The organism is Enterobacter cloacae complex sp. SHL012, from assembly GCF_049237505.1.
GTDB classification, from domain to species: Bacteria; Pseudomonadota; Gammaproteobacteria; order Enterobacterales; family Enterobacteriaceae; genus Enterobacter; species Enterobacter kobei.
Map to the genome: position 1 here is coordinate 1,076,475 of NZ_JBMKIZ010000001.1, position 23,068 is coordinate 1,099,542.

Genomic DNA, 23,068 nt, shown 5'->3' on the forward strand with positions numbered 1-23,068 from the left:
GGCTTTCTCAGCATATACTATCTCACCTCGGTTTTGCGCCACCTGCGTGTCAGCACCTTTTCCGCCTCGACAATCAGGAACATCACAAAACCAATCAGGAAGGTAATGACCCAGTAGCGGAACGGCAGCGCTTCGGTGCCAAACAGCATCTGCATGAACGGCGCGTAAATAATAAGAAGTTGTAGCGCCAGCAGTACGCCGCTCACGATCCAAATCCCTTTATTCTCCAGCAGGCCTTTGCTCAGTGAGAAGCCGTCATTAACGCGGCAGTTAAGCATGTAGAACCACTGCGCGGTCACCAGGGTTTGCAACAGCACGGTGCGGATAAATTCCGCCGAGTAACCGCGCGGCTGTAGCCAGGCTTCCAGCACGAAGGCGCTGATGGCAATCATCAGGCCGACAAACACTACGCGCCAGATGGCATAGCCGTCCATCACATGCAAATTCGCCTTGCGCGGCGGCCGGTTCATGATGTCCTTCTCACCCGCTTCAAACGCCAGGCCAAACGACAGCGTTGCCGATGTTGCCATGTTCATCCACAGGATCAGAACCGGCGTCAGCGGGATGAGGTTCCCCGCCAGCAGCGCAATGATGATCAGCAGGGCCTGGGCGATGTTGCTGGGGATAACGAACAGGATGGTCTTTTTCAGGTTATCGTAAACCCGACGACCCTCGTGCACCGCGCTGGCAATGGTGGCAAAGTTGTCATCCGTTAACACCATGTCCGCGGCTTCCTTGGTGACTTCAGTCCCCTTAATCCCCATGGCGATCCCCACATCCGCCCGCTTGAGCGCCGGAGCGTCATTCACGCCATCCCCGGTCATCCCTACCACTTCCTGTTTACTTTGCAGGGCCTGCACGAGGCGGAATTTATCCTCCGGGCTGGTGCGGGCGAAAATATCGTACTGTTGCGCGGCGTCGCTCAGCTGACGATCGTCCATCGCCTCCAGCTCACGTCCGGTAATAGCGCTTGCGGCGTTACCAATCCCCAACATTTGCCCAATGCTCATCGCCGTTTGCGGGTGGTCGCCGGTGATCATTTTCACGCGGATCCCGGCCTGCAGGCAGTCGGCAATCGCGGTAATGGCCTCCGGACGCGGGGGATCCATCATCCCGGCGATACCGAGCAGAATAATGCCATCCTGCAGGTCAGGGTGATCCAGCTCACGCTGTCCCTCGCGGGCGGGTTTCCAGGCCGCAGCCACCATGCGCAGCCCCTCGCGGGCATACTCTTCAATCTTCCCTTCCCAGTATGGCTGATCGAACGGCTGCAGTCCGTCATTCGTCTGCTGGTACTGGCAGAGACGGAACAGGACGTCCGGCGCGCCGGTGAGTAAAATCACCTCTTCTTCGCCCAGACGGTACAGCGTGGACATGTATTTATACTGCGAATCAAACGGGATTTTACTGCGCATTTCGGTATCCAGCGCGGGAAGCGGGATTTTCGCCGCCAGCACCTTCAGCGCGCCTTCGGTCGGGCCGCCGGTTATTTTCCACAGTCCCTGTTCGTCTTTGATCAGCTGACTGTCGTTACAGAGGTCGATGGTCCGCAGGTAGCGTTCCAGCACGGAACCCTGCGTCACGCTGACGGGCGTCGGATCATCTACGGGGTGAATATTGCCGACCGGCTCGTAGCTTTCTCCCTCCACGCGATAGATCGTATCAGCGGTAATCACCGCCTTGACCGTCATTTCGTTCATGGTCAGGGTGCCGGTTTTATCCGAGCAGATGACCGTCATTGCGCCCAGGGTTTCCACCGTAGGCAACTTACGAATGATGGCCTTACGGCGCGCCATGGCCTGCACGCCAAGCGAAAGGATAATGGAGATGATGGCGGGCAGGCCTTCCGGCACGGCAGCAACGGCTAAGCTGATAAGCGACAGCACCAGTTCAGAAACGGGCATATCCCGGAACAGAAGGCTAAAAACAAACAGCGCCACCATCATCACCAGAATGGTAATGAAGATGGTTTTTCCAAGCTTATCCATCTGCACCATCAGCGGCGTGCGGTGCTTTTCAATGTCGGACATCATCTGATTGATGTGGCCCAGCTCGGTCTCGCCCCCGGTCGCCACCACCACGCCTTTACCGCCGCCAGAGCTGACGGTTGTCCCTGAATAGAGCAAATTGTAGCGATCGCCCAGAGGCAGTTCCCCGCTTAACGCATCGCTGTTTTTCTCAACAACGGTGGATTCACCGGTGAGGATGGCCTCCTCCACGCGAAGGTTATGCGCTTCAATCACGCGCAGGTCCGCAGGGATGCGATCCCCGGCGCGGATCACCACGATATCACCCGGTACCAACGCCGTGGTGGGGATTGTTTCATGATTCCCCTGTCTTACCACCACGGCTTCGCTGGAGAGCATATTACGAATACTCTGCAACGATTTTTCAGCATTGCTCTCCTGAATATGGCCAATCAGCGCGTTGACGATCGCAACCCCAAGGATCACCAGCATGTCTACCCAGTGGCCCATAAAGAGCTTAAGCAACGCGGCCACCAGCAGAACGTAAATCAACACATCGTTAAAATGTGCCAGGAAGCGCAGCCAGGCAGGCTTGCCCTCTTTTTGCGGTAACGCATTCTCTCCATGCTGCTGAAGTCGGACGGATGCCTCAGTGCCGCTAAGCCCTTCCAGGGTGGAGTGAATATTCGACAGGGTTTCGTCAACGGTTTGTTGATAATACGGACGGTCAGGTTTTCCTGTTTTCATCGTTCCTTCCTCAGGTTCTATTCAGAAATCACCTTGCTTTCATGTAATTAACGAATAACGAAAACAGGAACATGGGCGTAACGAACAATACTTGCCGCCTCTGAGCCTAACAAATGGGTTTGAATATTGGGGTTTCGAGAGCCGACAATAATCGCGCCGACGGCAAGTTCATCCGCCAGCTTAATCACCTCATCACGAACATTCCCGCTCCGGACATGGAGGTGAACGCGTTCTTCTGGCAAATTCAATTTTTTGATCAGGTCAGACAGTTTTTCCTTCGAATTATTAATCATATATTCATCCATCTTACGCGCATCTGAAATAAAACCACGCGTCAGTTCGGCTGAAAATTTTGGCATAACGTGCAGCAAATGAATGTCACCCGATGCGCTTTGCGCCAGAAAATGGGCATGCTGCAACGCTTTATCCGCCAGGCTTGTCTCGTAGACATCCACCGGAACGAGAATGTTTTTGTACATATCGAGCATCCTTTTTATAACCAACACGAGAGTGAGAGAAGCAAAAAGCGCATTAAATGCAGGGGGTTGCCCTTAATGCCAGTTACGGTAAAAAGAGATGATTGATATTAAACGTAGCACATGAATATCAGGTTTAGCGCCACCCACTGATAATGGTTATTTAACATTTATCTTTTCGCCGACTATGCTCATAGTCAGCCACCGCTTCCGGCTCATGGAGGAATTTATGTATGGTTTAAGCCTGCTCCGCCTCGGTCTGTTTATTGCGCTTGCCATTATCGCCAGTACGGCGATTGGTTTATTTACCTATATGGTCGTCACTGTTCTGGCAGAATAGTGTCACCCCTGCCCAGGTTATGGAATAAATAAAACAGTTATTTATTAGGGGAATACAGTGAACCGCTACCTCTCTCTTTTACCATTCGTTTTGTTAATGCTCACGGCATGTGACCCGAAACCTAAGCAAGCTCCCCCTCTGCCCAGAATGGTAAAAGTGGCGGAGGTGACGGTCCCCGGTCACGCCCAGCAGCGCGTTTTTCCCGCACGCATAGAATCGGGTGATGCCACAGACCTTTCCTTCAAGCGCGCAGGTCAAATTGAGGCACTCGATATACGTCAGGGTGCAGCCATCAAGCAGGGTCAACAGCTTGCGAGATTAAATGCCCGTGAAGCCCAGCAGCGGGTTAACGACAGACAAACAGCGGCGACGCTGGCCCAGCGGCAGTTCGATCGCTTTCAGACGCTGGCGGGCCGCCAGGCTATCTCTAAAGCAGAGATGGACGTACAGCGCGCGAACCGTGATTCGGCGAATGCGGCGCTAAAGATTGCCCGTGAAGAGCTCAATCAGATGACGCTCGTCGCCCCCTTCAGCGGAACGGTGGCCAGCGTGCATGTCCGAAACCATCAGGTGGTGTCTGCGGGTCAGCCGGTTGTGACTTTAACCCGCACAGACCTGCTGGACGTGGTGTTTAGTATTCCTGAGAACCTGTTCAGGACCTTTGATATTCGTAACGCGCAGTATCGCCCCGTGGTGAGAATTAACGCCTTCCCGGATCGGGAGTTTACCGCCGTCTATAAAGAGCACTCGGGCAGCAGCGATAGCAACACCCTGACCTGGCAGGTGATCCTCACCATGCCGCGCCCGGATGATTTTCCCGCCGTGGGCGGCGTCAGCGGTACGGTGACAATCAATTTAACCAATCTCCCGGCAGGTGCGGGCGCTGAGGCACTGGTCGTCCCGGTGGAGGCGGTCTTTAACCCAAACAACAGCCCGCGCAATGAGCCGCACGTCTGGGTCGTCGCGGGAGAAGGCGACGCGCTCCATCTTGAAGACCGCAAGGTCAGCGTGGGGCAAGTCACCACTGAGGGCGTTGTCATAACGCATGGGCTCAAGGCGGGCGAGCGCGTGGTGGCTGCAGGCGTGGGTGAGCTTCATGCTAACCAGCCGGTGCGTATCTGGACGCGTGAACGGGGACTATAATGGATATCTCTCGCCAGTTTATTAATAACCCCATTCGCGTCTGGCTAACGATCCTGCTGCTCGGCGTGGGGGGCATTTTCGCCCTGCTGAACATTGGCAGACTGGAAGATCCGGCCTTTACCATCAAAACGGCCGTGGTCATTACCCACTATCCTGGGGCCTCTGCTCAGCAGGTGGAAGAGGAGGTCACGCTGCCCCTCGAGAATGCCCTTCAGCAGCTGCCCTATCTGGACAATGTCAGCTCTATCTCATCAAACGGCTTGTCGCAAATCACCGTGAACATTGCCTCGCGCTATCATTCGAACGAACTGCCGCAGATTTGGGACGAACTGCGCCGTCGCGTGGGCGATGCCGCGCGCCAGTTCCCACCCGGCGTCGTGACGCCCTTTGTAAATGATGATTTTGGCGATGTCTTCGGCTTTTTCTTCGCGATTTCCGGGGATGAATTCAGCAATCCTGAACTGGTGAGGTATGCCGAGCAGCTGCGTCGTGAACTGATTCTGGTCCCCGGCGTCGGTAAAGTTGCCATCGGCGGGGCCATCAGCCAGCAGGTCAACATCGATATTTCCCTGACCAAAATGGCCGCGCGCGGCATCACGCTGAACCAGCTTTCCGCCCTGCTCGGCAGGCTGAACGTGGTTTCCAGCGCCGGAGAAATCACCTCGGGAACGGAATCTATTCGCCTGCATCCAACCGGTGAGTTTGAAAATCTGGATGAACTGGCCGATCTCATCATCACCCCTCCCGGCACCGGGGCAGCGACGCGTCTACGGGATATCGCCACGCTGTCGCGCGGGCTGAACGAATCGCCCGCCAGTATCTACCATGCTAACGGCAGAAAAGCCGTCACGATGGGCGTCTCGTTTATTCCCGGCGTGAACGTGATCGACGTGGGACACGCGCTGGAGGCGAAGCTAAACCAGATGTCAGCGGAAAAACCGGCGGGGATACACATCGACCTGTTCTACGATCAGGCCGCCGAAGTGGGCCACTCTGTTAACGGTTTTATCATTAACTTTCTGATGGCGCTGGCGATTGTCATCGGCGTGCTGCTGATCTTTATGGGCGTACGCAGCGGGATTATCATCGCGTTTTCCCTCGCGCTTAACGTGCTGGGCACGCTGCTGATCATGTATCTGTGGGGCATTGAGCTGCAGCGTATCTCGCTCGGCGCGCTGATCATCGCCCTCAGCATGCTGGTGGATAACGCCATCGTGATAGTTGAAGGGGTACTGATTGCGCGTCAGCAGGGCTCGCCACTATTGACCGCCATTAGCTGCATCATCCGTCGCTCCGCCCTGCCGCTGCTGGGGGCAACGGTGATCGCCATCCTGGCTTTTGCGCCTATCGGGCTGTCGCAGGATTCTACCGGGGAATATTGTAAATCCCTGTTCCAGGTGCTGCTGATTTCCCTGATGCTGAGCTGGTTCTCTGCGCTTACCATCACGCCGGTGCTGATTAAGTGGTGGTTGTTTAAAAACGACGGCGCGGCTGTGAAACCCGACGAGTCAAATCCTTACGACAAACGCCTCTACCGCCTTTATCAGCGTCTCCTGAACGCGCTGCTGTTCCGGAAAGCGCCGACACTCATCGTTATGGCTGCGCTGCTGGTCGCGTCAGTCTGGGGTTTTGGCGCCGTGCGGCAAAACTTTTTCCCCTCGTCTAATACGCCGATTTTCTTTGTCGACCTGTGGTTACCGTATGGCACCGATATCAAATGGACCGAGAAGATGACCAGTGATATCGAAAAAACCATCAACGGCCAGCCCGGCGTGGAAACCACCGTTTCAACCATCGGTCAGGGCAGCATGCGGTTTATTCTGACCTACAGCGGACAGCGGCAGTACAGCAACTACGCGCAGATCATGGTGCGCATGGATGACCAGCGCAACATCTCCGCATTGACGCGTCACGTCGATGAGTACATTGCGCGAAACTATCCGCAGGTTAACGCCAGCACCAAACGCGTGATGTTTGGCCCCTCCGGGGACAGCGCCATTGAGGTGCGCATCAAGGGTCCCGATCCCGACAGGCTGCGCCTGATTGCCAGCCAGGTGGACGATATTCTGGCGCGCGACCCGGCGACAAGCAGCGTGAGAAACGACTGGCAAAACCGCAGCAAGGTGATCCGTCCGCAGTACGTCGCCGCGCTTGGACGCGAGCTTGGCGTGGACAAGCAGGACGTCGACAACGCGCTGGAGATGAATTTTTCCGGCAGCCGGGCAGGATTATATCGGGAAGGCAGCGACCTGCTCCCTGTCGTGGTGCGCCCGCCGGAGAGCGAACGGCTGGACGCCAATCACCTGAACAACGTGCTGGTCTGGAGCCAGACGCGGCAGCAGTATATCCCGCTAAGTAACGTTGTTAGCCGTTTCTCGCTGGAGTGGGAAGATCCGCTTATTCTGCGCCGCGACCGCTCGCGGGTGCTGACGGTTATGACCGACCCCGATCCCCTCAGCCAGCAAACCTCCGGCGATATTCTCGCCCGGGTGAAGCCGCACATTGACGCCCTCCCTCTGCCCCACGGCTACAGCATCGAGTGGGGAGGCGATGCAGAAAACTCCAGCGAAGCCCAGCAGGGGCTCTTCACCACGCTGCCGATCGGATTCCTGGTCATGTTTGTTATCACAGTATTGATGTTCAGCTCGGTGAAAAACGCCGTCGCCATCTGGCTGACCGTGCCGCTGGCGCTGATTGGCGTTACGCCGGGATTCTTAATTACCGGGATCCCGTTCGGCTTTATGGCGCTGATTGGTCTCCTGAGCCTGAGCGGAATGCTCATTCGCAACGGCATCGTGTTGGTGGAAGAGATCGAGCAGCAGAAGGCGCATAAAGGTCAGCACGAGGCGATCGTTTACGCCGCCACCTCGCGCCTGCGGCCTATCCTGCTTACCGCATTTACGACCGTACTGGGCCTGGCGCCGCTGCTGCTGGATGTTTTCTTCCAGAGCATGGCCGTTGTGATTATGTTTGGACTGGGGTTTGCGACTATCCTGACGCTGCTGGTTCTTCCTGTAATATATGCATGTTTCCATCGTAAGGACGAAGCCAGACAACAATGAATGCGACAGGACTGAACATTATCAAGACGCTGGGCTGTATGACGGCGGTTACCTTCTTCACCATCTACAACACCTGGGATCGTTATGATTATGACTATCACTGGATCCTGGGGTTTTTAACCTTTATCTCGACGATTGCCACACCGTTGTTTTTTGTGGTGTCAGGCTATCTCGACGGACAGTCCCGGCACGGCAGCCACTGGCAGCTGGGCAAAATTAAAAGCCTGGTGACCGTCTTTCTTTTCTGGATAACGATCTACTACCTGTGGGAGCCGTATCAGCGCGGGTATTTAATCCAGCCGTGGTTCGTGTTTGCGTTTGTCGTGATTTACGCCTTCCACCCTGCGGTGGAATGGCTCAGCCAGCGGCGAGCGTTGTTCTGCACCGCGATTGCTGCACTGCTGGTCTTTTCTTACGGATACGACCTATTATCGGCGCTTTATCCTGACGCGCACGTCCTCTCTCTGTCACCGCAGTATCGGCTGTGGACATGGCTGCTGTTTTATCTGACGGGGCAACTCTTCTGCGACCCCAAAATAGCCGAGTGGATAAGCCGCAAATCGGTGGTTCGGGCAGCGGTTATTGCCATCCCGTTCATCTACCTCTTTACCTGGTTTTACGAGCGCCACTTCTTTTTTGCCCTGTTTAAGGCCGACAGAAACGCTTTTATCCTCACCGGCTCTCAAATTTACATTCTGATCGTCGCGCTGGTGATTGCGGCGAACGGCGTACGCTTTCGCCGCAATGCTGAACTGAAGGAGTCCATCCTGGCCGCCATCAGCAAAACGATGACCGGCGTGTACATTGTGCACTACTCGGTATTTCATCTGCTGACGGCGCTAATACCGGTGACGTCTCTCGGCATGAAGCTGACGTTGATTGTGCTCACGTTCGTCAGCTCAGTTCTCTTCTCCATGCTGGTACTGTCTAACGCTGTGGCAAAAAAGGTGATCACCCTTTAAAAGCCTAAGCGCAGCCAGGCAAAAAGCACGTTCCCGTTGTTATAGGTTCCGGGAATATAGGTGAACTGAACGGTAACGCGCTTATAGCTGGCCGAGAACAGCGGGAAGATGAACGGTAGCGGTACATAGTTTGCAAAATCATCTCGCGCCGTGATCCCCGCCGCGGCGCCGAGCCCAAGCCGGAAATCGTTGGCGTCATCCAGATACCAGCCCTTCTCCCAGCCATAGCCCATTGCGGGCTGCCATTCGTTGTGCGAGTCTTTGAACATCATTGCGAAAAGCGCGCTCCAGTTGCCCTCTTCGTTATAGCGGGAGACGCCCAGGCCACCGCCCCACGGCATTTCATTGTAATTGTCGGTTTTTTCTTTGTCGTACATAAAGCGGGCATGCCAGCTCAAAAATGGCAGGTACAGATCGTAACGTTGAGGCTGCTCCCAGGTTTGCGAAATATCATCCGTCAGCGCATTCCACCAGCCGCTGATGCGCTGTTCACCGTAGACGTTGGGCTCCGCGTGAAGCGGTGCGACGAATAAAAACAGGATCATCCAGATTGCCGAAAAGGTGCGTTGCATCGTGATTCCCTCAGCTTAACTCACGCAGCGGTCACTATTACTGTAAACCATTCAGCAGATAACCGCGTCAAGCAGACATAATTATATCGCTGAAGGTGTTGATGAAATTTCTTTATTCAGCGCCTTCCGGAAAGATAAAAACGTTTTCTCAGACGTTCTGTCGCGGTAGTCTCATAGGTTCCGTTTATATGACGGCTGCTATGTGAGTGACCTTTTCTTATACCAATAATTAAAATCAGTATGGACAGGACAACTATGGACTCCACCCTCATCTCCGAACGTCCCGGCGAGGAGACCCCTTCGCTCAATCGTGCCCGTCGTGCCGCCCTCGGCAGCTTCGCGGGCGCCGTCGTCGACTGGTATGATTTTCTGCTCTACGGTATCACCGCCGCGCTGGTGTTTAACCGTGAATTCTTCCCCCAGGTCAGCCCCGCGATGGGCACCCTCGCCGCATTTGCCACCTTCGGCGTCGGGTTCCTGTTTCGTCCGCTTGGTGGGGTGATCTTCGGCCACTTCGGCGACCGGCTGGGCCGCAAACGCATGCTAATGCTTACCGTCTGGATGATGGGGATTGCCACTGCGCTGATTGGCATTCTCCCTTCGTTTTCCGCCATTGGCTGGTGGGCACCGGTATTGCTGGTGATACTGCGCGCCATCCAGGGCTTCGCCGTAGGCGGCGAATGGGGCGGTGCGGCGTTGTTATCCGTTGAGAGCGCACCGAAAAACCGGAAAGCGTTCTACAGCAGCGGCGTACAGGTGGGATATGGCGTGGGGCTGCTGCTGTCGACCGGGCTGGTGTCACTCATCAGCCATTACACCACCGACGAGCAGTTCCTGAGCTGGGGCTGGCGCATTCCGTTTATCTTCAGCATCGTGCTGGTCATTGCCGCGCTGTGGATCCGTAACGGTATGGAGGAGTCGGCAGAATTCGAAAAGCAGCAGGAAAAGCCTTCCGTCAAAAAACGCCTTCCGGTTATGGAAGCCCTCGTCCGGCACCCTGGCGCTTTTCTGAAAATTATCGCCCTGCGCCTGTGTGAGCTGCTGACGATGTACATCGTCACCGCGTTTGCCCTGAACTACTCGACGCAAAATCTCGGTCTGCCGCGTGAGCTATTCCTGAATATTGGTCTGGTGGTCGGCGGGATCAGCTGCCTGACTATCCCCTGTTTCGCCTGGCTGGCGGACAAATTTGGCCGCCGTCGCGTCTATATCACCGGCGCGCTGATTGGTACCCTCAGCGCCTGGCCGTTCTTTATGGCGCTGGAGGCGCAGTCTGTGTTCTGGATTGTCTTCTTCGCCATTATGCTCGCGAACATCGCTCACGATATGGTGGTCTGCGTACAGCAGCCGATGTTTACCGAACTGTTTGGCGCGAGCTATCGCTACAGCGGCGCGGGCGTGGGCTACCAGGTTGCCAGCGTGGTCGGCGGCGGTTTCACGCCGTTTATTGCCGCCGCGCTGGTGACCTTCTCCGGGGGAAACTGGCACAGCGTGGCGATTTATCTGCTGGCTGGATGCCTGCTGTCAGCGGCGACGGCGCTACTGATGAAAGAGACGCGCCACAGCTGATCTCCCTTTTGTTTCACAGGCGTGTGACATACTATCGGGTAGAGTCGCACACCTGTGGAACAAGGAGACAGAGATGAATAATAAGGGCTCCAGCCTGACCCCGGCTCAGGCGCTGGAAAAACTCGACGCACTGTATGAACAGTCCGTCAACGCGCTGCGCAGCGCCATCAGCGAATATATCGAAACAGGGAAACTTCCCGACGAAAAGGCCAGAAGCGAGGGCCTTTTTGTTTATCCATCGCTCTCTGTGACCTGGGACGGCAGCGCCAGCACGACGCCAAAAACCCGCGCCTATGCCCGTTTTACCCACTCCGGCTGCTACAGCACCACCGTCACCCGCCCTGCACTGTTCCGCCCTTATCTTGAAGAGCAACTCACGCTGTTATACCAGGATTACGGCGCACACATTGCCGTAGAACCTTCACAGCATGAGATCCCGTATCCTTACGTGATTGACGGTTCGGCGCTAACCCTTGATCGTTCCATGAGCGCGGGACTGACCCGCCATTTCCCAACCACCGAGCTTTCACAGATTGGCGATGAAACGGCAGACGGGATTTATCACCCGGCAGAATTTTCTCCCCTCTCGCACTTTGATGCCCGCCGGGTGGATTTCTCGCTGGCACGCCTGCGCCACTACACCGGCACGCCCGCCGAGCATTTCCAGCCGTTCGTGCTGTTTACCAACTACACCCGTTACGTCGACGAGTTTGTCCGCTGGGGCTGCAGCCAGATCCTTGACCCGGAAAGCCCGTACATCGCGCTCTCCTGTGCGGGCGGGATCTGGATCACCGCAGAGACTGAAGCGCCAGAGCAGGCCATTTCCGATCTAGCATGGAAAAAACACCAGATGCCTGCCTGGCACCTGATCACCGCCGACGGCCAGGGCATCACGCTGATCAACATCGGCGTGGGGCCGTCGAACGCCAAAACCATCTGCGACCATCTGGCGGTACTGCGCCCGGACGTCTGGCTGATGATCGGCCATTGCGGCGGCCTGCGCGAAAGCCAGCTGATTGGTGATTACGTGCTGGCCCACGCCTACTTACGCGACGACCACGTTCTCGACGCCGTGCTGCCGCCAGACATTCCGATTCCGAGCATCGCTGAAGTGCAGCGCGCGCTGTATGACGCCACCAAAGAGGTGAGCGGCATGCCCGGTGAAGAGGTTAAGCAGCGCCTGCGCACCGGTACGGTGGTCACTACCGATGACCGTAACTGGGAGCTGCGTTACTCCGCCTCCGCGCTGCGGTTCAACCTGAGCCGTGCGGTGGCGATTGATATGGAGAGCGCCACCATTGCCGCGCAGGGGTATCGCTTCCGCGTGCCTTACGGCACCTTGCTCTGCGTGTCCGATAAGCCGCTGCATGGCGAAATCAAGCTGCCGGGTCAGGCCAACCGCTTCTATGAAGGGGCGATATCCGAACATCTGCAAATTGGCATTCGCGCCATTGATTTGCTGCGGGCGGAAGGTGACAAACTGCATTCCCGCAAGTTGCGTACCTTCAACGAGCCACCGTTCCGCTGATAACAATTAAGGAAAATGCATGTCCACCTCATCACCCTTAGCGGCCCTGCGCCGGTGGCTTCAGGAAAACCATCTCGACGGGATGATCGTCCCGCGCGCGGATGCCTGGCAGAGTGAATACTGCGCGCCGTATGATGAAAAACTGGCCTGGCTGACGGGCTTTGACGGCTCGGCTGGCCTGGCGCTGGTTCTGAAAGACAAGGCGTTGCTGTTCGTCGACGGGCGCTATCAGGTGCAGGCCCGCGTTCAGGTCAACCTGGATGAGATTGAAATTCATCATCTGCACAATGAACCGCTGGCAGCATGGCTGGCGGCAAACGTTGAGCCCGCCACGCGCATCGGTTTTGATCCACTGCTGATGACAAATACCGAGTTTACGCAACTTTCTGCCACGCCGTGTGAGTTCGTCCCGCTGAATGCCTCACCGTTTGACACGCTCTGGATCGATCGTCCTGCCGCACCGGCGGGGCCGATCAGTGAAATGCCAGTTGCGGTAAGCGGTGAAAGCAGCGAAGACAAACGTCAGCGCGTTGCCGCCGTGCTGGCCGCGAACAATGCTGATTATCTGGCGGTTACGCTGCCGGATAACATTGCCTGGCTGCTCAACGTACGCGGGTCAGATATCCCCACCAGCCCGGTACCGCTCTCTTTTGCCCTGTTGCGTCGCGACGGTCACGTGGAGTGGTTTGTTAACGACACTAAGCTCAGCGCCCTGCCCGAAGCCGTGCGTAACACGCTCGCCACTGCGCCACAGGACACCTTTATCGAACGCTGCCGAGAAATTGCGGAAGGTAAACGAGTGATGGTCGATGCCGATTCCGCACCGGTAGCCCTGCGCTTCGCCATTGAACCCCAGGGGGAGATCGTCTGGCAGACCGATCCGATCACCCTGCTGAAAGCCACCAAAAACCCGGTCGAGCTGGCAGGGTATCGTGAATGTCATCACCAGGACGGCGCCGCGTGGGTCAACTTCCTGGCCTGGCTGAGCCGTGAAGTGCCGCGACGTGAAGCGGCTGGAAATCCCTTAACCGAGCTCGAAGTACAGGCGCAACAGCTCGCGTTCCGTAAACAGCAGCCCGGCTTTATCGAGCAGAGCTTTGCGACCATTTCCGCCTCTTCGAGCAACGCGGCGATGTGCCACTATCACTCCAGCGAGGCCAGCAACAAACCCATCGGCCACGATCATTTTTACCTGAATGATTCTGGCGGTCAGTACACTAACGGCACCACTGACGCCACGCGCACGCTTGCCTGGGGTCATGTTCCCCCGCAGCAGCGTATGCATTATACCGCCGTACTGAGAGGCTTCCTGTCGCTGATAACCCTGCAGTTCCCATCCGGCACACACGGGCATCAGCTGGACGCTTTCGCGCGACGTCCGCTGTGGGAAATGGGGCTGGATTACGATCACGGCACGGGACATGGCGTGGGGCATCAGCTTCTTATCCATGAAAACCCACACCGCATCGCCAAAAAGGTTAACCCCTGGCCACTGGTGGCGGGCAATATCATGACCATTGAACCGGGGTATTATCTGGGCGGCAGCCACGGTATCCGCATTGAAAACCAGGTGGAAATTGTTGAAAGCCGCCCGGGGTTCTGCACGTTTTCTTCGCTAACGCTGATCCCGATTGATTTAAGCCAGGTGGAATTGCAGCTGTTGACCGGGCAGGAAAAGCAGTGGCTGGATGAATATCATCAGCAGGTTCGCGAGGCGCTGTCACCGCTGGTGAATAGCGAAGCGCGTCCGTGGCTGGTTGAGGCGACGGCGCCGATTAGCATGTAACATCGTGCGGGCTGGTGCCCTCACCCCATCCCTCTCCCACGGGAGAGAGTGCAAACACTAAAAACGGCAACAAGGTTGCCGTTTTGCATTTACCTTACGCAGAAAAGCAAAAAGCCTGCTTTAAAAGCAGGCTTTTTAAATTTGGCTCCTCTGACTGGACTCGAACCAGTGACATACGGATTAACAGTCCGCCGTTCTACCGACTGAACTACAGAGGAATCGTGTGAACGGGGCGCATATTATCGATGCTCCCCCGGGATGTCAAAGGCAGAATGCAGATTTCCGATCGTTTGCCGATTTATTCTCCATTTCGCACATTTGTCAGGCATTTTGTCGCGGATATTTCCATAGCCAGCGCCCGCTGACCATACGCCAGTAGAACAGCGCCCCGCGCACGGCCCAGTCAAGGAACATTCCCAGCCAGACACCCACCACGCCCCAGCCAAGCACCACACCTAACGTATAACCCGCCACAACCCGACACCCCCACATGCCGAGCATCGACACCCACATCGCAAAACGAGCATCACGCGCCCCTTTCAGACCCGCGGGTAGCACCCATGAGGCCGCCCAGATGGGCATAAACGCGGCATTGAGCCAGATAAGGATCTTAACAACCTCTTTCACATCCTGTTCATGGGTATAAAACGCGGCCATCAGCCCGGCAAAGGGGGCGGTTCCCCAGGCGATCGCCGTCAGGCCAATCGTTGACAACCAGAACACGTGGCGCAGCTGACGTTCCGCCTGGCCTATCTGCCCTTTCCCGAGCCGTTTGCCCGTGATGATGGTCGAGGCTGAACCCAGCGCGTTACCCGGCAGGTTAATCAGCGAGGCGATGGAGAAGGCGATAAAGTTACCGGCGATAACGTCGGTCCCCATACCGGCGACAAACATCTGCGTCAGCAGCTTACCGCCGTTAAACAGCACTGATTCAATACTGGCGGGAATACCAATCCCCATCACTTCCCAGATAATGGCGAAGTTAAAGGGTCGGAAGTAGCTTTTCAGCGTAAGGCGCAGCGAAGGCGTGATGCCCGTCATCAGCACCCCGATAATCGCCGCAGCACCAATGTAGCGAGAAATGGTTAGCCCCAGACCGGCACCGACGAACCCCAACCCATCCCATGAAAACACGCCGTAGATCAGCACGCTGCTGATGATGATATTCAGGATATTCATCCCGCCGTTGATCAGCAGCGGGATTTTGGTGTTACCTGCCCCGCGCAGCGCACCGCTGCCAATCAGCGCGATGGCCGCGGCCGGATAGCTTATGACGGTCATTTCGAGGTAGGTTAGCGCCAGGTCCTTCACCTCGTTCGTGGCTTCCCCGGCGACAACGTCGATAATCTCTTTACCGAAATAGTGGATCACTGCCGCCAGAACGATCGAAAAAATGGTCATGATCATCAGCGACTGGCGAGCCGCCTCGCGGGCCCGTTTGGGGTCAAGCTTGCCAAGGCTGAAGGCCACCACGACGGTTGTCCCAAGGTCGATAGCCGCGAAGAAGGACATCACCACCATGTTGAAGCTGTCCGCCAGCCCAACCCCCGCCATCGCCTCTTTCCCCAGCCAGCTGACAAGGAAGGTGCTCAACACCCCCATCAGCAGTACGCAGGTATTCTCCAGAAAGATAGGCACCGCAAGGGGGGTGATTTCACGCCAGAAGAGGACACGATAGCTTTTACGTTTTGCATACCAGGGCGTGCGCATGATCGCCTGGCGCAGAGGAGCAGTGACGTTCAAAATGGACCTTAGCGAGAAAAGTTGAAACTCCATTTCAAATGATGGGGGAGAAATGCTCATCCTGCAAAGTATTTTCCTGAAAAAGATGTGTGGATTTACAACAAACTGACGACAGATTCAGCAGTCGGTCGATTTTCTCTAAGATCAGGTTTGACAAAAGTTTTTTCGCCGCTAAGATAAGCCTCCACAACGATTCCTCTGTAGTTCAGTCGGTAGAACGGCGGACTGTTAATCCGTATGTCACTGGTTCGAGTCCAGTCAGAGGAGCCAAATTTAAAAAGCCTGCTTTTAAAGCAGGCTTTTTGCTTTTCTGTGCCTGATAAAATTGTCAGGTGGCGGCTTGCGCCTTACCCGACCTACTAAAATAAAAAAGGCTCTCTGTCACCAGAGAGCCTTTTTCACCATTCATTGCGATTACTCGCTTTTTGCTTCGCCGTTTTTGATTTCGCCCATCACTTTCAGCTTTTTAGAGATATCGCGACGCTCTTTGGACAGCTCAGCATTTTTGATGATGTAGTCATCCACGCGGTCTTCATAGTCGCTCTTCATGCTGGCGATGATGCCCTGAATAGCTTCAACGCTCATGCCTGGCTTGATGTAGTCGCTCAGGTTGTCGAGCAGCAGGACACGTTTCTGGTTGTCACGGATCTTCTTCTCAACGTCCTGGATTTCACGCTGCAGTTTGTTTTTGCGACGGAACAGGCGGACGAATTCCAGAACATCCTGGAACGAAGGCTTGGTAGTTTCCATTTTTACACCCCTGATAATGTGAGATTCGGATTCGTTAAAGCAACCGTTGTATCAATAACCTTACTGACAGCGGCTGCGAATGACAATGACTATATCGTTTAACGCTATCATAACCCCAATTGCTGCTGAATCGAAGCAGCAGGCGTCACATCCGCGTTTTATTTGCGCAGCGCCCGGCAAATGAGGTGCGATAACAGTTCAAGCTGCCGGGCCAGTTCCAGGCTCAACCAGACATAGCCATGAATGGGCGTTTCCGCCACGTTATCACCCTGCCGCTCGCTAATAAGCGTTTTCAGCTCCGCCACAATGTCATTCAGACGCTCGCTGTTCGCCAGTATCGGCTGCGGGTTGCCTTCATAGAGCGCATGAGCGATGGTCAACAGGGTTTGCTGCGTCATCTGCTGTGTCTCTTTCAGCGTATGTGCGTTGAGCATCAACAGATGGCTTGGGCGAGAAGCCCAGTGCGCGTTAATCTGCAGCTCAAGCATGCAGACCAGATTGCGGCTTACGGTCTGAATAGCCTCGAAAATCGCTTTCTGAATATGGGTCTCTTTGCTGGCGGGGGTAATCAGGCCGCGCATTTTGACCACGTCATTAAGGATGGTTTGCAGATGCTTTTCCAGCCGGGGGCGCTCAACCAGATTGGGGGAGAAACCGGCCTGGTAAACGCGGTTAAACGCGGTGACATAGCTGGCCATCTGGATACGCCAGTGCAAAAAAGCACGCTGCGGCCAGATGCCGGTAAACAGCATGGCAAGCAGCGAGCCCAGGATGACATCCCCGCTTCGCCAGAGCGCCGTGGTCATATCCCCGGCCGGTGCGCCAACCACCACCGCAAGCGTGATACCAATCAGCAGCGCCTGATAGGGGCGTTTGCCCAACGCCAGCCAACCGCAGAGGAACATGGCCGCACCGCACCATGCCAGCATGACCGGAAATGAGATAAGCTCCAGCTTCAGGGCAATAAGCCCCAGCGCAGAGCCAAGAACGGTACCGCCGATCCGCTCGAAGGCGCGAGGAACAACGTTCCCCCAAAATGAGATAGGCCCCATCACCACCACCAGCGTGATCAGCGGCCACGTCCCCTCCGGAACATCCAGCAGTCGGACCAGTATAAAGGTCAATACGAACGCCAGCGCAATGCGGCACCCATGCACCACGCGGTAATGTTTGTATAGACGAATTTCAAACGGCGTTAATGATTTGTCGGGACGCACACCCGCTCTCCAGCTACACGGCAAATCACAATTGTACTGTGTTTTCAGCCGGGCGGATCACACCCGGCTGAAAAACCCTTCATTTAGCAGGCTTAAGCCGTTTTGTGCTCTACCGCGATAAACATTTCGATATCCCAGTAACCGTCCGCGTTGCCATCATTGAGATAGCGTTCGAAGCAGGGTTTGAGCGCCATCTGGTATTTATTGTCCTGCAACAGGGAATTGAAGAACTGATACCACGGTGTTGCAAAGTCGTAGTTTTCCACACGCGCCGTGGCCACGGCATAATCACCCGCCGCGATTTCCGTCATCATGACGCCTTCGCTGTTATCCGGGATAACAAAATCCTCCGGTACCGTAACGGCCGTATCACAGCGCAGTTTTTCCGCCGGGACCTCATCAGGATTATCGTAGTAGACCGCCACCCACTCCAGCGGCTCAATGTGACGTCCGTCCACCCACATGACCAGCTGTTCAAATCCCTGCTTAACCGTTTTTTCCCACGGCCCAACAAGATGAAAACCCGCAATCTTACGCTTCTGTTGCTGCTTGATGCTGTAGTCCATACTGCCTCCGCTTATTACTGTATATTTATACACTATAAAACAGGAACAATATTATCGGCAAACGAGGAGTGTTTATTATGTGAGCAGACTCGCAACCCTGCCAGTCTGCTCAGAAAGGTTAGATTTTTTGGTGCAGGTAATCACTGAGGCGAGAGAAAATCCCACCCTTATCAACACGTTCCAGCGTGACCAGCGGCCAGTGTGCCACCACTTTTTCGCGGTCATAGAGCTGGATCTCCCCAACCCGCTGATGTGCGGCAATCGGCGCTTCCAGCTCTTTTTTATCCAGAACGTATTTCGCCTTAATGTTCGCCACTTCCGCTTTCGGTAAAGCCAGCCAGAAGTCCTGATCCGTACCCAGATTTACCTGTTCTTTATCACCGTACCAGATACGTTCTGTCCCTACTTTTTTACCGCTGTGCAGAATCTGCACCGTATCGAAATTCTGCTGACCCCAGTGCAGCAGTTTCCGGGCCTGGTCTTCGCGCCCTTTCGGGCTGTCCGCCCCCATCACCACCGCGATTAAACGGCGCTGACCGTCAATGGCGGAAGCAATCAGGTTAAAGCCCGCGCCAGAAGTGTGCCCCGTTTTGAGGCCATCCACGTTCATGGTTTTATCCCACAGCAGGCCGTTACGGTTTTGCTGGGTGATCCCGTTCCAGGTGAGACTCTTTTCGCTGTACATATGGTAAAACTCAGGCTCACCGTGAATGATAGCCCGGGAGAGAACGGCCAGGTCATAGGCCGAGCTGTGTTGACCCGGCGCATCAAGCCCATGGACGGTTTCAAAGTGCGTATCGCGCAGGTTCAGCTTCTGCACATAGTCGTTCATCATCTTCACAAACTGCGGCTGCCCACCCGCTACGTGATCGGCCAGCGCCACGCAGGCGTCGTTGCCGGAATCCACAATCAGCCCGCGGCTTAAGTCCCGCACGGAGACGCGATCGCCCTCTTTCAGGAACATCAGGGATGATCCGTCAAAAACCGGGTTCCCTTTGGCCCATGCATCACGGCCTACGGTGACAATGTCATCCGGCGTAATGCGATGGCTATCAATGGCCCGATCAACCACATAACCCGTCATCAGCTTAGTAAGGCTCGCCGGATTACGTTGTTGATGTTCGTTGCCCGCCGTTAAGATCTGACCAGTCGTGTAATCCATCAGCACCCACGAGCCCGCCTGAATGGCCGGAGGCTGCGGGGAAAAATCCAGCGGTTCGGCCGCAAAAGCAGATGAGATACTCGAAGCGAGTAAAGAAACAGCAATAAACAGACGGCGTTTCAACGGTATATCCTCAGGTCATTAAAAATCGATGACCTTTTTACGGGAGTTCTGATGTCGTTACCTGGCTTAATTGCAAAAAAATGTGACAGAACGCAGGTTTCACGCTGAATCTGTCTCGCAAATTTGCACCACGGCGGCGCTTTTTATTCGGTCTGACCCGCACGATCGTTTACCATAGTGGCGTCATTTTTTAACAGGATGGTATTACTGGTGTCTGACTCTGCCGCACGCCCCACTTTTTTATTCCACGACTATGAAACCTTTGGCACGCACCCGGCGCTGGACCGACCGGCGCAGTTTGCCGCCATCCGTACCGACGACGAATTCAACATCATTGGCGAGCCTGAGGTCTTTTACTGCAAACCTGCTGATGATTACCTGCCGCAGCCAGGCGCGGTCATGGTCACCGGGATCACCCCTCAGGAAGCGCGGGAGAAAGGGGTGAACGAGGCGGAATTCGCCCGCCGCATCCACGATCTGTTTACCGTCCCCAATACCTGCGTGGTCGGTTACAACAACATCCGTTTCGATGACGAAGTGACCCGCAACGTTTTCTATCGCAACTTCTACGATCCGTACGCCTGGAGCTGGCAGAACCGCAACTCGCGCTGGGATCTGCTGGATATCATGCGCGCCTGTTATGCCCTGCGTCCTGAAGGCATCAACTGGCCGGAAAATGAGGAAGGTCTGACGAGCTTCCGCCTGGAACACCTGACGCGCGCTAATGGCATTGAGCACAGCAATGCCCACGACGCAATGGCGGACGTCTATGCCACTATTGCCATGGCGAAGCTGGTGAAAGCCGCGCAGCCCCGGCTGTTTGAGTATTTGCTGAGCCATCGCAGCAAGCAGAAGCTCATGACCCTTATCGACGTGCCGCAGATGAAACCCCTGGTGCATATCTCCGGTATGTTCGGTGCCTGGCGCGGCAATACAAGCTGGGTGGCACCGCTGGCGTGGCATCCGGACAACCGTAACGCCGTTATCATGGTGGATTTAGCGGGCGATATTTCGCCGCTGCTGGAACTTGACAGCGATACCCTGCGCGAGCGGCTCTACACCACGAAAAATGAGCTTGGTGACCTGCCCGCGGTGCCGGTCAAACTGGTGCATATCAATAAATGTCCGGTACTGGCGCAGGCGAATACGCTGCGCCCGGAGGATGCTGACAGGCTGGGCATTAACCGTCAGCACTGCCTGGATAACCTGAAAGTGCTGCGCGAAAATCCGCAGGTACGCGAGAAAGTGGTCGCGATCTTCGCCGAAGCGGAGCCGTTTGTGCCGTCGGAAAACGTCGATGCACAGCTCTACAACGGCTTCTTCAGCGATGCCGACCGTGCAGCGATGAATATTGTCCTGCAAACCGAGCCGCGGAACCTGCCGGCGCTGGACATCACTTTCGCCGATAAACGCATCGAAAAGCTGATGTTTAATTACCGCGCACGTAACTACCCCGGTACGCTGGATGAAACAGAGCAGGAGCGCTGGCTGCAGCATCGTCGTAACGTGTTTACGCCAGAGTATCTGCACAACTACGCCCAGGAGCTGGAGATGCTTTACGGTCAGTACGAAGGGAATGCAGAGAAACAGGCGCTGCTGAAAGCGCTGTTTCAGTACGCGCAAGAGATAGTCTGAAAATCAGACATAAAAAAGCGGAGACGATGGTCTCCGCTTTTTTTTGCCCGGTGGCGCTTCGCTTACGCGGGCCTACAGGAGTGTTGTTTTGTAGGCCGGGTAAGCGCTAGCGCCACCCGGCGAGTCATCACGCAACGTCTTCGTACTGAGGAACCGGGTTACGGAAGCTCTTCGTTACGCAGGCCAGGTAAACCAGGCCGATACCGCCCCAGATCAGCCCCAGAATCATAGAGCTCTCTTCCAGGTTAATCCACAGCGCCCCCACCGTCAGCGCACCACACACTGGCAGCACCAGATAGTTGAAGTGGTCTTTCAGCGTTTTGTTGCGCTTCTCACGGATCCAGAACTGCGAAATCACGGAGAGGTTAACGAAGGTGAACGCCACCAGCGCACCGAAGTTAATCAGCGCAGTTGCAGTCACCAGGTCGAATTTAATCGCCAGCAGGGCAATCGCGCCAACCAAGAGCACGTTCCACGCCGGAGTACGCCATTTTGGATGCACATAACCGAAGAAGCGAGTCGGGAACACGCCGTCACGGCCCATAACATACATCAGACGAGAAACGCCTGCGTGTGCTGCCATACCGGATGCCAGTACGGTCACGCTGGAGAAAATCAGCACGCCCCACTGGAACGTTTTACCCGCAACATAAAGCATGATTTCAGGCTGCGACGCATCCGGATCTTTAAAGCGAGAGATATCCGGGAAGTACAGCTGCAGGAAGTAGGAGGCACCGATGAAGATCAGGCCGCCAATCAGCGCCGTCAGGAAAATCGCTTTTGGGATCACGCGCTCAGCATCTTTGGTCTCTTCTGACAGAGAAGAGATACCGTCAAAGCCCAGGAACGAGAAGCACAGAATTGTCGCACCGGTAATCATCGGCACAACATGTGCGCCTTCAGACCAGAATGGACGCGTGCTGGTCAGCGTGCCCGCACCTTCACCGTGAGAAACACCGTAGATGATCAGGCCGACGATAACTGCCACGATGCCCATCTGCAGAATAACAATCAGGGTGTTGAAGTTTGCCACGGTCTTGATGCTGCGCAGGTTAGAAATGGTCATAAAGGCCACCAGCGCGACAACAAAGATCCACGACGGCACGGAAGGCACCAGCGCTTCAAAGTAAATTTTTGCCAGCAGAATGTTGATCATCGGCATGAACAGGTAGTCCAGCAGAGATGACCAGCCCACCATAAAGCCAACTGCCGGGCTAATGGATTTCTGAGCATAGGTGTACGCAGAGCCTGCTGACGGGAAACGGCGGACGAGTTTTCCGTAGCTCAGCGCGGTAAAGAGGATCGCGACCAGTGCGAAGGCGTACGCCGTCGCAACGTGACCGTTGGTGAGGCCCGATACGATACCGAATGTATCGAACAGCGTCATCGGTTGCATATAGGCAAGGCCCATCATAACAACCGGAATCAACGTAAGCGTTTTACGTAATTCCACGCGAGAGGTGTTTGGAGTTGCGTTATGCGACATAGTTATTCTCCTTTACGGTGATAACCGCCACGTAAGCGAAAAATTGCCCCATTTCTTTCTTCCTCAGCGACAACAACTGTCGGATTTTAGTAAATATCTATCCGGTACGAAGCCCGGCCTCTTGGTTTTTAGTTTCGTTTCGTACATGCAAAAAAAAATAACCGACGCCTTTTATATCGTCGATTATTCATTTGGTTGCAGCGGCGGCATTTTGCCCCACATCGGATACAAAAG

17 protein-coding genes and 2 tRNA genes are annotated in these 23,068 nt (G+C 55.4%); 8 read left to right on the forward strand and 11 right to left on the reverse strand.

Annotated elements, in window-relative coordinates; translation table 11 throughout:
- Window positions 1-17: 17 nt before the first annotated feature.
- Both ACOTY9_RS05180 and ACOTY9_RS05185 read right to left on the reverse strand, forming a co-directional pair.
- Window positions 18-2,714: a cation-transporting P-type ATPase gene (locus tag ACOTY9_RS05180; RefSeq protein WP_063943674.1), complete on the reverse strand. Its 2,697-nt coding sequence runs from the start codon at window positions 2,712-2,714 to the stop codon at window positions 18-20.
- A gap of 47 nt (window positions 2,715-2,761) precedes the next feature.
- Window positions 2,762-3,193 carry a universal stress protein gene (locus ACOTY9_RS05185; RefSeq protein ID WP_063943676.1) on the reverse strand — a complete coding sequence of 144 codons (432 nt, stop codon included), beginning with the start codon at window positions 3,191-3,193 and terminating at the stop codon, window positions 2,762-2,764.
- A gap of 394 nt (window positions 3,194-3,587) precedes the next feature.
- On the opposite strand from ACOTY9_RS05185, the gene ACOTY9_RS05190 reads away from it, so the two are divergent.
- The 3 genes from ACOTY9_RS05190 to ACOTY9_RS05200 are packed head-to-tail and all read left to right on the forward strand — an operon-like array spanning window position 3,588 to window position 8,697.
- Window positions 3,588-4,673, forward strand: a complete 1,086-nt coding sequence (locus ACOTY9_RS05190; protein ID WP_014884451.1) for an efflux RND transporter periplasmic adaptor subunit — start codon at window positions 3,588-3,590, stop codon at window positions 4,671-4,673.
- Window positions 4,673-7,735, forward strand: a complete 3,063-nt coding sequence (locus tag ACOTY9_RS05195) for an efflux RND transporter permease subunit (protein ID WP_180253243.1) — start codon at window positions 4,673-4,675, stop codon at window positions 7,733-7,735. The genes ACOTY9_RS05190 and ACOTY9_RS05195 overlap by 1 nt, the downstream gene beginning before the upstream one ends.
- Window positions 7,732-8,697, forward strand: coding sequence for an acyltransferase (locus ACOTY9_RS05200; protein ID WP_014884453.1), 966 nt, complete (start codon window positions 7,732-7,734; stop codon window positions 8,695-8,697). Before ACOTY9_RS05195 ends, ACOTY9_RS05200 begins: the two co-directional genes overlap by 4 nt.
- On the opposite strand, the gene pagP is transcribed toward ACOTY9_RS05200, so the two are convergent.
- Entirely contained in the window at window positions 8,694-9,269 is a 576-nt protein-coding gene (pagP, locus tag ACOTY9_RS05205; protein WP_014884454.1) for a lipid IV(A) palmitoyltransferase PagP, read from the reverse strand. The two genes, ACOTY9_RS05200 and pagP, sit on opposite strands and share 4 nt — an antisense overlap.
- Window positions 9,270-9,524: 255 nt before the next feature.
- On the opposite strand from pagP, the gene shiA reads away from it, so the two are divergent.
- The 3 genes from shiA to ACOTY9_RS05220 all read left to right on the forward strand — a co-directional run bounded on the left by shiA (window position 9,525) and on the right by ACOTY9_RS05220 (window position 14,152).
- Window positions 9,525-10,838: a shikimate transporter gene (shiA, locus tag ACOTY9_RS05210; RefSeq protein WP_014884455.1), complete on the forward strand. Its 1,314-nt coding sequence runs from the start codon at window positions 9,525-9,527 to the stop codon at window positions 10,836-10,838.
- 73 nt (window positions 10,839-10,911) lie between these two features.
- Window positions 10,912-12,366 carry an AMP nucleosidase gene (locus tag ACOTY9_RS05215; RefSeq protein WP_014884456.1) on the forward strand — a complete coding sequence of 485 codons (1,455 nt, stop codon included), beginning with the start codon at window positions 10,912-10,914 and terminating at the stop codon, window positions 12,364-12,366.
- A gap of 19 nt (window positions 12,367-12,385) precedes the next feature.
- A complete protein-coding gene (locus tag ACOTY9_RS05220) occupies window positions 12,386-14,152 on the forward strand; it encodes an aminopeptidase P family protein (protein ID WP_196361881.1) in 1,767 nt (588 codons plus the stop codon).
- 142 nt (window positions 14,153-14,294) lie between these two features.
- Here the strand turns inward: ACOTY9_RS05220 and ACOTY9_RS05225 are convergent.
- Both ACOTY9_RS05225 and emmdR read right to left on the reverse strand, forming a co-directional pair.
- Window positions 14,295-14,370, reverse strand: a tRNA-Asn gene (locus ACOTY9_RS05225).
- 103 nt (window positions 14,371-14,473) lie between these two features.
- Complete coding sequence (emmdR, locus tag ACOTY9_RS05230) at window positions 14,474-15,928, reverse strand: multidrug efflux MATE transporter EmmdR (RefSeq protein ID WP_014884458.1); 1,455 nt, start codon at window positions 15,926-15,928, stop codon at window positions 14,474-14,476.
- Window positions 15,929-16,089: 161 nt separating this feature from the next.
- On the opposite strand from emmdR, the gene ACOTY9_RS05235 reads away from it, so the two are divergent.
- Window positions 16,090-16,165 (forward strand) — tRNA-Asn (locus tag ACOTY9_RS05235).
- Between the two features lie 144 nt (window positions 16,166-16,309).
- Here ACOTY9_RS05235 and ACOTY9_RS05240 read toward each other — a convergent pair.
- From ACOTY9_RS05240 to dacD, 4 genes are all read right to left on the reverse strand, one after another.
- Window positions 16,310-16,645, reverse strand: a complete 336-nt coding sequence (locus tag ACOTY9_RS05240; protein ID WP_008499467.1) for a DUF496 family protein — start codon at window positions 16,643-16,645, stop codon at window positions 16,310-16,312.
- 158 nt (window positions 16,646-16,803) lie between these two features.
- Entirely contained in the window at window positions 16,804-17,862 is a 1,059-nt protein-coding gene (locus ACOTY9_RS05245; RefSeq protein WP_014884459.1) for an FUSC family protein, read from the reverse strand.
- Window positions 17,863-17,954: 92 nt separating this feature from the next.
- Entirely contained in the window at window positions 17,955-18,428 is a 474-nt protein-coding gene (sbmC, locus tag ACOTY9_RS05250; protein WP_014884460.1) for a DNA gyrase inhibitor SbmC, read from the reverse strand.
- A gap of 118 nt (window positions 18,429-18,546) precedes the next feature.
- Window positions 18,547-19,713 carry a serine-type D-Ala-D-Ala carboxypeptidase DacD gene (gene dacD, locus ACOTY9_RS05255; protein ID WP_088126577.1) on the reverse strand — a complete coding sequence of 389 codons (1,167 nt, stop codon included), beginning with the start codon at window positions 19,711-19,713 and terminating at the stop codon, window positions 18,547-18,549.
- A 198-nt stretch (window positions 19,714-19,911) separates the two neighbouring features.
- On the opposite strand from dacD, the gene sbcB reads away from it, so the two are divergent.
- Window positions 19,912-21,348: an exodeoxyribonuclease I gene (gene sbcB / locus ACOTY9_RS05260; protein ID WP_421637324.1), complete on the forward strand. Its 1,437-nt coding sequence runs from the start codon at window positions 19,912-19,914 to the stop codon at window positions 21,346-21,348.
- 127 nt (window positions 21,349-21,475) lie between these two features.
- Here the strand turns inward: sbcB and ACOTY9_RS05265 are convergent, their stop codons facing one another.
- The gene (locus ACOTY9_RS05265) at window positions 21,476-22,834 is read right to left on the reverse strand and encodes an APC family permease (RefSeq protein WP_176690544.1); all 1,359 of its coding nucleotides are present in this window, start codon (window positions 22,832-22,834) and stop codon (window positions 21,476-21,478) included.
- Entirely contained in the window at window positions 22,824-22,886 is a 63-nt protein-coding gene (gene yoeI / locus ACOTY9_RS05270; protein ID WP_099458931.1) for a membrane protein YoeI, read from the reverse strand. Before yoeI ends, ACOTY9_RS05265 begins: the two co-directional genes overlap by 11 nt.
- Window positions 22,887-23,068 lie beyond the last annotated feature (182 nt).